The 11611-nt window shown below is 71.4% G+C and carries 10 protein-coding genes and 1 pseudogene; 5 read left to right on the forward strand and 6 right to left on the reverse strand.

Features of this window, described 5'->3' with window-relative positions; all coding sequences use genetic code 11:
* Nucleotides 1-2: 2 nt before the first annotated feature.
* Nucleotides 3-413: pseudogene (locus ACIQI8_RS01280) on the reverse strand (MBL fold metallo-hydrolase); the annotation flags it as partial.
* A 273-nt stretch (nt 414-686) separates the two neighbouring features.
* On the opposite strand from ACIQI8_RS01280, the gene ACIQI8_RS01285 reads away from it, so the two are divergent.
* Nucleotides 687-2033, forward strand: a complete 1347-nt coding sequence (locus ACIQI8_RS01285) for a jacalin-like lectin (protein WP_402343184.1) — start codon at nt 687-689, stop codon at nt 2031-2033.
* Between the two features lie 94 nt (nt 2034-2127).
* On the opposite strand, the gene ACIQI8_RS01290 is transcribed toward ACIQI8_RS01285, so the two are convergent.
* Nucleotides 2128-3036, reverse strand: a complete 909-nt coding sequence (locus ACIQI8_RS01290) for an AraC family transcriptional regulator (protein WP_402343187.1) — start codon at nt 3034-3036, stop codon at nt 2128-2130.
* A gap of 129 nt (nt 3037-3165) precedes the next feature.
* On the opposite strand from ACIQI8_RS01290, the gene ACIQI8_RS01295 reads away from it, so the two are divergent.
* The gene (locus tag ACIQI8_RS01295; protein ID WP_402343190.1) at nt 3166-3945 is read left to right on the forward strand and encodes an MBL fold metallo-hydrolase; all 780 of its coding nucleotides are present in this window, start codon (nt 3166-3168) and stop codon (nt 3943-3945) included.
* A gap of 203 nt (nt 3946-4148) precedes the next feature.
* Here the strand turns inward: ACIQI8_RS01295 and ACIQI8_RS01300 are convergent, their stop codons facing one another.
* On the reverse strand, nt 4149-4295 hold the full coding sequence (locus ACIQI8_RS01300; RefSeq protein WP_402343193.1) for a hypothetical protein: 147 nt from the start codon (nt 4293-4295) through the stop codon (nt 4149-4151).
* Between the two features lie 16 nt (nt 4296-4311).
* The gene (locus ACIQI8_RS01305) at nt 4312-5193 is read right to left on the reverse strand and encodes an alpha/beta fold hydrolase (protein ID WP_402343196.1); all 882 of its coding nucleotides are present in this window, start codon (nt 5191-5193) and stop codon (nt 4312-4314) included.
* A gap of 173 nt (nt 5194-5366) precedes the next feature.
* Here ACIQI8_RS01305 and ACIQI8_RS01310 point away from each other — a divergent pair, with 173 nt between their 5' ends.
* Nucleotides 5367-7757, forward strand: a complete 2391-nt coding sequence (locus ACIQI8_RS01310) for a BTAD domain-containing putative transcriptional regulator (RefSeq protein WP_402346616.1) — start codon at nt 5367-5369, stop codon at nt 7755-7757.
* Nucleotides 7758-7764: 7 nt separating this feature from the next.
* Here ACIQI8_RS01310 and ACIQI8_RS01315 read toward each other — a convergent pair whose 3' ends face one another.
* Nucleotides 7765-8694, reverse strand: a complete 930-nt coding sequence (locus tag ACIQI8_RS01315; protein ID WP_402343199.1) for an SDR family NAD(P)-dependent oxidoreductase — start codon at nt 8692-8694, stop codon at nt 7765-7767.
* A gap of 170 nt (nt 8695-8864) precedes the next feature.
* Nucleotides 8865-9752 carry an SDR family NAD(P)-dependent oxidoreductase gene (locus ACIQI8_RS01320; RefSeq protein WP_402343202.1) on the reverse strand — a complete coding sequence of 296 codons (888 nt, stop codon included), beginning with the start codon at nt 9750-9752 and terminating at the stop codon, nt 8865-8867.
* A gap of 70 nt (nt 9753-9822) precedes the next feature.
* Between ACIQI8_RS01320 and ACIQI8_RS01325 the strand changes: the two genes are divergently transcribed.
* Both ACIQI8_RS01325 and ACIQI8_RS01330 read left to right on the forward strand, forming a co-directional pair.
* Nucleotides 9823-10764 (forward strand): LysR family transcriptional regulator, encoded by a 942-nt coding sequence (locus tag ACIQI8_RS01325; protein WP_402343205.1) that lies wholly within the window; start codon nt 9823-9825, stop codon nt 10762-10764.
* A gap of 98 nt (nt 10765-10862) precedes the next feature.
* A complete protein-coding gene (locus tag ACIQI8_RS01330) occupies nt 10863-11585 on the forward strand; it encodes a hypothetical protein (protein ID WP_402343208.1) in 723 nt (240 codons plus the stop codon).
* The last annotated feature ends 26 nt before the right edge of the window (nt 11586-11611 follow it).

The following is an 11611-nucleotide window of genomic DNA, read 5'->3' on the forward strand; positions in this document are numbered from 1 at the left end:
TGGGTGGCGGCAATGGCGGAGACGTCCGCCGCCGTACCGGGCAGCCGATGACCGGGCACCACCAACTCCGGCCGCAGCGCGGCCATTTCGTCGAGCAGACCGATCCAGGAGGCACGGTCGTCGGGCGTCGGAGTGTCCGCCACCCACACGTGCTCCCGCTGGAACAGCAGTACCCCGCCGAGCAGGGCACGGTACTCGGCCTGCCACAGGTAGTGGCGGTCGGGCAACTCGGCCGGGCCGCCCCTGAGTTCGAAGCGGTTGCCCTCAAGGACCAGGTCGCCGGTCAGCGGTTCGAGGTCGACCAGGCGGGTGGGCAGGTTCGGTCCCAGGGCTGCCCACGCCTTGAGCTTGCCCTCGTAGGAGTGGGCGATGTGCTCGATGACGATCGGGGTGGCGACGAAGCGCGCTTCGGGGATTCCTTGGAGAGGTCGGAGGCTGAGACAGGGGCGACGCAGGACGAGACAGCGACATGGTCACTCTTGCCATGCCGGTGACTGTCGGCAAGGTGAAAGGGCGACCCGGCATGGTCAAACGGCGACATGCGGCCCGGCAGCTGCCCCTTGCGGAGCCCCCTGGCCTGGACCACGCGGTCAAGTTTCGATCTCCCCGGACCGGACCGGGGACAGAACCGAGTTACCGGCGGTAAGTTCCCGCTGCCCCACCCCACTTCATAGGAGTTCCGCTTCATGCGCCGTCTCTTCGCGTGCCTCACGGCCGCGGCCATCACCTGCGGCGGGTTCGTCGCGAACGCGTTCCCGGCCGCCGCCGCGGACCCGTCGTCCGGGTCCTTCAGCACTCTGACCTACAACGTGGCGGGCCTGCCGGAGATCCTCTCCAGCGCGTCCACACCCCGCGAGTCCAGCACCACCGCCATCGGTCAGCGCATCGCGCCCTACGACATCGTCAACGTCGAGGAGGACTTCAACTACCACGCCTACCTCTACGCGGGTGACACCGCGCACACCTACCGCACCCCCACAAGCGGCGGTGCGGGCATCGGCAGCGGACTCAACACCCTGTCCAAACTCCCCTACGACACCGACGACTTCGAGCGGGTCCACTGGAACTCCTGCCAGTACGACTCGGGCGACTGCCTGACCCCCAAGGGGTTCACGTTCATGCGTGAGCGGCTGGCGGAAGGCGTGTACGTCGACTTCTACAATCTGCACACCAACGCCGGCACGAATGACGGCGACGAGGCGTCCCGCGCGGACAACCTGAGCCAGTTGACCTCGTTCATCCAGTCCCACTCGGCGGGCAACGCGGTCGTCGTCATGGGCGACACCAACACCCGGTACACCCGATCCGCCGACACCATCGCGGAGTTCGGCGCGGCCAACGGACTCACCGACGCCTGGGTCAAGCTGATCCGCGGCGGCACCGCGCCCGCCAAGGGCAGCGACGCGCTGGTGTGCGACCAGACCGGCACCACGGTGCCCAACACCTGCGAGGTCGTCGACAAGGTCCTCTACCGCGGCAGCAAGCTGGTCTCGCTGAACGCGACGTCGTACAACAACGAGCACGCCAAATTCCTCACGGACGACGGGAAGATGCTCTCCGACCACGACCCGATCACGGTCGGCTTCACCTGGTCACGCAACCCGGACTTCCAGCTCAGCGACCAGTTCGGCGGCCCGCACGGCGACTACTACACCGACATCGACGCCGTACCGTCGGGCGCACGTCCCGTCAGCCTCTCGCTGCGCAGCGGCTCCCGGGTGGACGCCGTCGGCCTGACGCTCGGCAACGGCACGGTCCTCACCCACGGCGGCACGGGCGGCACGGCGTCGTCCCTGACACTGGGCAGCGGCGAGTACGTCACCACCGCCCAACTGTGCCAGGGCCAGAAGAGCGGCCACACCCGGATCTTCTACGCCAGGTTCACCACCAACCTCGGCAACACCCTGACCGGCGGATCCACCACGTCGGACTGCGTGACCCGCACCGCCCCGTCCGGATGGCAGATCGCCGGCTTCCACGGACGCTCCGGTGACGAGATCGACAAGCTCGGCTTCATCTACGCGAAGCGCTGACCGGGCACCCGGTACCGACCATGCGGCGACGGCCCTGAGGCCGTCGCCGCATGGCGGCGGAGGGGACCGTGCGACCACTGTGCGATGCCGACCCTCACTGCTGACTCCGATGCGCCTGACGGAACGTACCGGGGGTGACACCGGTGTGCCGGGTGAAGAACTTGCCGAAGTTGGTGGGTTCGGGGAACCCGAGGCGGCGGGCGATGGTCGCCACCGGTTCGTCGGTGTGGGCGAGCAGGCGCTGCGCCTCCAGGGCGACGCGGCCGTCGATGACGTGTTTGACGGGCTGCCCGGTGGCGGCGGTGCAGGCGCGGGTGAGGGTCTTGACGGTGTATCCGAGGCGGTGTGCGTAGTCGGCGGCGCGGCGGGTGGTGGCGTACGAACGCTCCAGTTCGGCGCGGAAGCGGGCGTAGACCTCGCCGCCCGCGTGCGGATCGGCGCCGCTGTCGGGCTGCGGCAGCCGGTCGATCTGCAACAGCACGGTGGCCAGCAGGAGTTGCAGGATCTCCGCCGAAACGTCCTGCTCCGGCCGGTCGTACTCGGCGCGCAACTGGCCCAGCAGGGTGGACAGCACCGCGTACGCGGGGCTCGTGCCCAGTTGCCGGCACGCCGGCCCGTACCACTCGTTCACCAGCCGGTCGGCACTGCTGGTGTGAGGTGGAAAGGCCGGCGTGAACAGCAGGTGCGTGCCGTTGGCGGTGCCCGGCCGTACGAAGCTCTGGACCTGGCCGGGGCGGACCCACAGCAGGGTGCCGGGGCAGCAGGGATAGGTCACGAAGTCGATGGCGTGTTCGCCGCTGCCCTCGGTGATGAGGGTGAGGGTGTGGAAGTCGACCCGGTGCACCAGGTCGGACCGCCTGCCGCGGTGCTGGCGCCGTTCGTGCAGGGTCGCGAGATCGATGATCTCGAAGCCGGGGACGCGCTCCCGGGGAGGATTGAAGTCGAGCCGGAGGATGGCATCGCCTCCCGACAGATCGGCCGTATCAGGGTCCGCGGGAAACATCGCGATCTCCACATGTCCTCGACTTACCATGCCGTGTCTTCAGGGTATCTCGCCTGCCTGCAGCTTTACGGCAAGAGTGGAGGAGAGCGAGACGGCGGAAGGCCGTCATCCACCGCAAGGAGCATGCACATGAACGGCACGGTCACGGTCCTCGACAAGGGCACGGTGCGGATCCACAGCTACATGTCCCCGGCCGACACCTTCCACACCGCCACCCAGCTGATCGAGACGCCGACCCGGATCATCGCGATTGACGCCCAGCTCCTGCCCGCCTACGCGGACGAGGCCGTCGCGTACGCCGAGGGACTCGGCAAGCCGCTGGACCGGCTGATCGTCACCCACGCCCACCCCGACCACTACAACGGCGCCGCCCGCTTCGGCGTCCCCGTCCACGCGCTGCCCCAGGTACGGGAGCAGATCCTGGCGCGCGGCGACAGCCGGCTGCCCACCGGCCTGGTCATCCCGGTCACCGACTTCACCCCGGACGTGGCCCTCATCCCGGGCACCGAGGTCATCGACGGCGTCCCGTTCGTCTTCGAGGCCGTCTCCGGCGGCGAGGCCGCCGACGAACTCCTCGTCAAGCTGCCCGAGCAGGGCGTCCTGATCGCCCAGGACCTCGTGTACAACGACGTCCACCTCTACCTGGGCAACAACGACATCACCGGCTGGCAGCGGGCCGTCGACGCGCTGGCCGCCGAGTCCGGATACGACACGATCCTCGCCGGTCACGGCCTGCCCACCGGGCCGGAGGTCTACGCGCAGGTGCACCGCTACCTCGACGACGCCCGCGAGCTGCTCGGCGACGACGGCCAGGCGTACAAGAAGGCGATCGTGGACCGCTATCCCTCCCACGTCGGCCCGTTCATCATCGACATCGCCAACCGGTCCCTCTTCCCCACCGGTAACTGAGCGCTCGCCCCCCTCCTCCAACTCCCGTCCATCCAGAAGGACTTGTCATGCCGTCAGTTCGTTTGCGCCACCCCCGCGTTGCGGCCGTCGCGGTGGCCGCAGCAGGCTGCTTCCTCGTCCTGTGCCGCCCATGGCGGCCGGGGTCGGTGGGGGCGATGGAGAACAGCAGGTAGACGTCGCTGACGGTGACGTCGAGCTGGATATCACCGTCGACCTGGCCGGCCCGGATGCGCGCCCAGGGTCCGCGCGGCGACCATGACGGCGCGGTCGGTCGCGGACGCCTCGACGACGCGGCCGAGGAACACGGTGGGCTCGTCCACGGCGCGGGCGCCGGCGTCGACACGGCCCACCGCGGCTTCGACACCGTCAGCGATCGGCCAGAGCCCTGATCTCCGCCGCGATGGACTTCGGATCCTCCTCCGCCATGAAGTGCCCGCAGGAGACGGTGCGGTGGTGCAGGTCCGGTGCCCAGGCTCGCCACAGTCCCGCCGCGTCGTATCCCAGGGCGGCGCCCCAGTCCTGCTGAAGGACGGTGACGGGCATGGTGAGTTGGTTGCCGGCCGCGCGATCGGCGGTGTCGTGGTCGACGTCGATGCCCGCGGAGGCGCGGTAGTCCGCGACGATCGACGGTACGGCCGCGGCGCACGCGTCGAGGTAGTGGCGGCGGACGTCGGCGGGTACGGCGACCGGGTCGGTGGCCCACGTGTCCAGGAAGTGGCCGAAGAAGGTGTCGGCGGAGGCCTGGATCATCCGCTCGGGCAGGCCGGGCGCCTGGGCCATCAGGTAGAGGTGGAAGCCGACGGCGGCGGAGGCGCCGTGCAGGGCGTCCCACATGTCCAGCGTCGGCAGGACGTCCAGGAAGATCGCGCGGGACACGCTTCGAGGGTGGTCCAGGGCGGCTCGGAAAGCGACGAGGGCGCCGCGGTCGTGGCCCGCCAGGGCGAACCGGTCGTGGCCGAGCCGCGCCGCCAGCCGTACGACGTCCCGGGCCATGGTGCGCTTGGAGTAGACGTCGGGTCCGGTCTCGGCTGGCTTGTCGCTGGCACCGTATCCGCGCAGGTCCGGGCAGATGACCGTGTGGTCGGCCGCCAGGCCGGCGGCGACGTGTCGCCACATGAGGTGGGTCTGCGGGAAGCCGTGCAGCAGCACGACCGGGCTGCCGGTGCCGCCGACGGCGACTTGCAGGTCGACGCCCTCGTCGACCGGGACGCGGTGGACGTCGAAACCGGGGATGCTCAGGGGTGTCACAGCGGCTCCTGGTGCTCGTGGCAGGGTGGTCGTGACGGGCCGGGTGGTCCGGCACGTCCGGGGACGCGGTCCAGAGTGCGGGTCCCGGATCAGCGATCGATGAGTGGACGAGCGGCGCGCCGGGTCGGCGTGGCCCGCAGGAGGGCCGTGCGGTGGATGGTGTTCGGTTCGGACTGCTGGGGCCGGTGGCCGCGTGGGACGCGGACGGCGTTCCGGTCGCGCTCGGCGCGCCGCGGCACCGGGAGGTCCTGGGCCGACTGTTGATCGCGCGCAACCGTGTCGTACCGGTCGGGCGGCTGGTGGCGGACCTGTGGGAGGACGCGGGCGCGGATGCGGACGGGGACACTCCGGTCGGTGCCGTCGGTGCGGTGCGTACCTTTGTCGCCGCACTTCGCCGGGCCCTGGAGCCGGAGCGCGCACCGCGGCAGGCGTCCCGGCTGCTGGTGACGCAGGGGCCCGGTTATGTGCTGCACGCCGGCCGGGACGTGGTGGACGCGTGGCGGTTCGAGGACACGGTGACCCGGGCCGCCGCCGCGGCTCCGCACGCGGCGGTCGCGCTGTGGGACCAGGCGCTCGGCCTGTGGCGGGGACCCGTGCTGGCCGACTTCCCCGGCGTCCGGTGGGCCGCCGCCGAGCAGGCCCGGCTGGAGGCGCTGCGTCTGGACGCGGTCGAGCGGCGCGCGGATTCCCTGCTGTCGACCGGCGGAGCCCGTGAGGCGGCCGTGGACCTGGAGGCCCATGTCGTCGCGCACCCCTGGCGGGAGGACGGCTGGGTGCTGCTGGCCACCGCTCTCGAGCGCTCCGGGCGGCGCGGCGACGCGTTGGAGGCGCTGCGTCGGGCCCGGCACATCCTCTCCGAGAGGTTCGGCATCGAACCCGGCCCCGCACTGGCTCGGGCCGAGACGCAACTCCTCAAGGGCGGCCCGGCGTCGGCGGAGGCCTCCGGCGCCGTCGACGGGGTCTGGGGACGGGCGGCAGCCGCGTGGGAGCGGGCGGTGCCGGTCCGGTCGCGGGCGCGGTTGCACGCCACGGCGGCCCTGCTGCGCGACCTCGCGGTGACCGGCGCCGACGGCCTGGAGGAGGCCCGCGAACACCGACGGGACGTGGTCGCCGCGGCCGAGGCGACCGGCGACGCCGAGTTGGCGGCCCGGATCATCGGCTCCTACGACGTGCCGGCCGTGTGGACGCGCGCGGACGATCCCGACGACGCGGGCGAGCTGTCCCGGGCCGCCGCCCGCGCCGCCGCCGCACTCGCTCCCGGCGAATCACCGGCGCTGCGGGCGAGACTCCTGTCGGTCGTCGCGGTCGAGTCACGCGGGGACGCCGCCGCCGACGGACCGATCCCACGAGCTGTCGGGCCCACCGGTGGCGGACCTGCCCGGCGAGGACCTGTCGGCGATCGACCTGACCGAAGACGAACCACTCGTGGCGGACCTGACCAGGTCACTGTCCAGTCCGACGGGGAGGAGGCCGCCGACGGACCGATCCCACGAGCGATCGGGCCTGCTGATGGCAGACCTACCGATGGCGGACCTGCCGATGGCGGACCTGCCGATGGCGGGCCTACCGGTGACGGACCTGCCCATAGCCGACCTGCCCGGGGACGACCCGCCGGTGGCCGACCCGCACGGGTCGGAAGTACCGGTGGCGGAACTGACCGGGTCGGAGCCGCCGGTGACAGACCTGCCGGAGCAGCGGCTGCCTGGGCCGCCGCCCCTCCCGCCGTCGAGCCCTGGCGGCTGCGCGCCGAGCGGGCCGCCGAGGAAGCCGTCCGACTGGCCCGCCGCCTCGGCGACCCAGGGCTGCTCGCGTTCGCGCTCAACGGTGCCTTCATGCAGTCCTTCGGTCACTGCGGCGGGGCCTCGGGCCGCGAGGCGCTCGGCCGTGAACTGACCGACCTCGCCGTCGGCCACGGGCTGCCCAACCACGAGGTGCTCGGGCGTCTCGTACGCCTCCAGGCACTCGCCGCACTGGGTGAACTCACCACGGCGGGCGCTGAGGCCGAGGAGATCGATCGGCTGGCACACCGTCACGAACGGCCGCTGGCAGGGGTGTTCACGTCCTGGTTCCGCGCCCTGCGCACCTGCGAGACCGACGGATGGTCGGCGGCCCGCCCCTTGTACACGCGGGTTCTGGCCGCGACCGCGGACAGCGGCATGCCCGGTCTCGCCCAGGGAGCACCGGCGTTGGTCGCCCTCGTCCCGTACATGCGCGGGAGCAACCTGCCCGGCCCCGGCGACTTCCCCGAACTCGAAGCCGGCCCCTACGAACCCTGGCTCCGCCCCCTCCTGTTGGCCGGCGCCGGCGCCGGCGAACAGGCACGCATGGCACTCGACGAGGCTCCCCGGCCACCGCACGACCTGCTCCAGGAGGCGATGTGGTGCGTTCTCGCCCGGGCGGCCGGCGCGGTCGGACACCAGCGGATCCTGCGCAGAGCGAGGGAGGAACTCACGCCGGCCGTGGGCGAGTTGGCAGGGGCCGCTAGCGGTCTCGTCTCCTTCGGCCCGGTACAACACCACCTGCACGCCATCGACTTGGCTCTCGGTGACGGCTCAGACGTCTGAGACAGGTTCACCCGGCCTGAGCGAGCAGTTCCTGCGAAAGGATCCACAGACGCCGTGCGTTGTCCGCGTCCACGGCGTACCGGGCGACTCCCTGCAGGGTGCCGGAGCGGCGGTCGACGACCTCGGTCTCGTTGCAGTCGGTGAAGTACCGCCCGCCGACGCCGTCGAGCAGAGGCGAGGTGGCGAGGAGCACGGATGTGGCGGCGCCCTGCTCGACGGTCTTGATCAGGTCGGTCGGGACCCTTCCGCTGCCGCGACCGCCGGTGTGCCGCTGGAGGTTGGTGTAAATGGCCCCGGGCATCAGGGCGTTGGCGGTGATGTTGTCCCTGGCCCAGCGGCGGGTCGCCTCCACCGCGAAGAGCACGTTGGCCGTCTTGGACTGGCCGTAGGCGAGCCACGGATCATAGGGCCGGAAGGCGAAGTTGATGTCGTCCCACACGACCGGCGACCGCTGGTGGCCGGTGGAGCTGACCACGACGACACGGGCGGAGCCGTCAGCGGCCAGTGCGTCGTGCAGGCCGGTGGCGAGGGCGAAGTGTCCCAAGTGGTTCGTCGCGAACTGCAGTTCCCAGCCCTGGTCGGTGTACTGCTCGGGCGAGGCCATGACACCGGCGTTGTTCACGAGGATGTGCAGAGGTCCCCGCCAGCCGGCGGTGAAAACGCCCACGGACGCCGGATCGCTCAGGTCGAGCGGCGCGACACCCACCTCCTGGTTGCCGGTCGCAGCGGTGATGTCCTTGGCGACGCGCTCACCGGCCTCGATGTCCCGCACGGCCAGGGTGACTTCTGCACCGGTCGAGGCGAGAACGCGGGCGGTCTCCACGCCGAGCCCGGACGAGGCGCCGGTGACCACCGCACGGCGTCCGGTGAGGTCGACCCCCGCCGCAACCTCGGCGGCCGTGCTGGAGAAGCCGAACGGAGTGGTGATGGCATTCATGGACGAACTCCTTGCTGTGTACTCAATGCCGTGTGCTCAGCGCCGTGTGCTCAGCGCCGTGTGCTCAATGCCGTGTGCTCAATGCCGTGCGCACAGGCCCGTGTTGTGCGCACAGTGCCGTGTGCTCAGCACCACGCGCGCGAGCGCGCAGGTGCCCGCCCGCCCCAGGTTCACGGCGTGAGCAGTCGGTCCTGCTCGGTCAGCGGCGCGCCGTCGTGCCACGGCAGTGCCCTGCCGAAGCGGACCAACTCGCCGTAGAGCGCGGGATCGACGCCGTCGGCGAAGACCAGGTCGAGTACGGCGCGGGCGGCATCGGACGGGGTCTGGGCGCCGCTGAAGTCGCTGAACCAGGGGCGCGAGGTGGCGGTGTCGATCATGCCGGGGCACACGGAGGCGACGAGGGTGCCGTCGGCGAGGTCGTGTGCGCGGCGTTCGGCGGCAACCGCGCGGACGGCGGCGACCTGGGCGACCTTGGACGGGATGTTCAGCCAGATCGGCCAGCCGGCCTCCGCGGCCGTCTTGTGGTGGATGGCGCTGCGCCACGACTCGACGGCGTACTCGACCTGTTCGAGGCTCGCGCCGTCGAAGAGGTGGTGCAGCCGCGGGTCAAGGTGGCCGAGGGTGCCCAGGCTGCTGGCGACCACGAGGAGCCGGCCGCCCGGGCGCAGGACCGGGGCGAAGGACCGCAGGATCGCGTGGGTGGCGGTGTTGGAGACGTCGATGAACTCGTCGGCCCGCGCCGACTGCGAGTCCTCGGGCAGCAACCTCGCGACGGCGTTGGAGATCACGACGTCGACCCCGCCGTACCGGGCCCGCAGGTCGTCGGCGAGAGCGGCGATGGCGTCCGTGTCGGTGACGTCGAGGACCCGGCCCTCGACGTGACTGCGGGTGTCAGGCAGCGCGGCCACCTCCCGGGCGGCCTCAGAGACACGCTCTTGGCTGCGACCGGTGAGCAGCACGAGGTCGTCCAAGCGCATCCGGGCGGCAAGTCCTTCGACGAGGGCGCGACCGAGTCCTTGGTTGGCGCCCGTGACGAGGGCGATGCGTGAAGTGGTCATGCATCCACGCTAGGAACACCGCGAGCATGCGTCCAACGAGACTTACGCAAGGCTAGTATGCGTAATCATCATGGACTTCACGGATGTGTCACTGACCGCGCTACGGGTCTTCCGCGCCGTCGCCGAGCAGGGAACCTTCACCGCGGCGGCCGTATCGCTGGGCTACACGCAGTCGGCGGTGTCCCGGCAGATCGCCGCGATCGAGCGTGCGGCGGGAGCCGAGCTGCTGGAACGGCGCCGGGACGGGGTACGGCTGACTCCGGCCGGCCGCGTGGTCATGCGTCGCGCGACGGTCGTACTGGACGAGATCGACGCGACGGCGCGCGAGCTGTCCGGCCTGCCCGGTCAGGCCGGCACGGTCCGGGTGGGCTGGTTCCCCAGTGCGGGTGCCGTGCTGCTGCCCGCCGCGCTGGCCGCCCTGCGTCGCACGGATCCCGGTCTGCAGGTCGTCAGCCGGGAGGGCAGCACTCCAGCCCTGGTACGCGCCCTTCGCGCCGGCAGCCTCGATCTCGCCCTGCTGGGCTCGGCCCCGCCCTTCCGGCCGCCGGACACCGAGTCGCCCCCGCTCGTGCTCCAGACCCTCACCGAGCGGGCCCTGCGGCTCGCGGTCCCCGCCACCCACCCGCTCGCCCGCGGCGACTTCGTCGACGTGGCCGATCTGCGCGGGCAGCGCTGGATCACCAGCACCTCCTCCGGCGAGGACCGCCTGATGGGCGTATGGCCCGGTCTGGACGAGCGCCCCGAGATCGCCCACACGGCCCGCGACTGGCTGGCCAAGCTGCACCTCGTCGCCGCCGGCTGCGGCCTGACCACGATCCCCGCGGTCCTCGCCGCCGCCGCACCGCCGGGCGTACGCGTCCTCCCCGTCCACGGCGGCCCGCAGGAACAGCGCCGCCTCCTCCTGGCCCGCCTCCCCCACCCGCCGTCCGAGCAGACCAACCGCGTGGCGGCCGCCTTCCGCGCGGCGGCCCTCGCCATCGACACGCCTGGCCCGCCCTTTCCTCCCACGTGAACTCATGCCGTCGTCAGAAGTTCTTCATCAGGGACACAGCCTCCTCGTAGGTACGGACCAGAGGATCGTCGCGTCATCCCAACGCGAGGAGTTCACCGATGAACGACTACGACCCCGCCAACGCCCCCGGGCCGTCGCTGTCCAAGAAGAGGCGCGTGCCGATCGCCGCCGGGATCGCGGTGGCGCTCACCGGGATCGCGCTGGCGGTGACGGCATTCGCCGGTACGTCCGTTGCGTCGACCCCGGCCGCGGACACACCGAGCGCGACGCCCACCGGCGGCCCCGCTGCAGGACCGGCCGCCGGTGGCGCGACCGGCATCGTCACGTCCACGTCCACGTCGGGCTTCACGCTGACGACCGCGACCGGGGTGAAGGTGACCGTCAACGAGACGTCCACGACCACGTACGAGAAGGGGACCAAGCACGCCACCGAGAAGGCCGTGAAGGTCGACGAGAGCGTCCTCGTGCTGGGCACGGTCGACAGCGCGACCATCGAGGCGACCCAGGTCACCGTGCAGCCGCACGGCGACGGCGGAGCGGCGGCCGCCGAGGCGGCCGGGGTGATCCCCTTCCAGCAGGGCACACCGTCACCCGACAAGTCGGTCGGCCGTATCCCGGACTACACCGAGGGTGAGGGCACGATCGTCAGCGGAACGGTGGCCGACAAGGCGGTGAAGGCCGCCCAGGCCGTCGTCCCCGGTGGCGTCAACGACCGCGTGGTGCTGCTGAGCGACGGGGAGTACGAGGTCCACAACATCAGCGTCAACTGGCCGCACCACGTCTTCGTGAACAAGGACTTCAAGGTCGTCGGCTGGAACTGACCAGGGCGAGGCGAAGGAGCGGGCCC

Source organism: Streptomyces sp. NPDC092369, assembly GCF_044755245.1.
GTDB lineage: Bacteria > Actinomycetota > Actinomycetes > Streptomycetales > Streptomycetaceae > Streptomyces.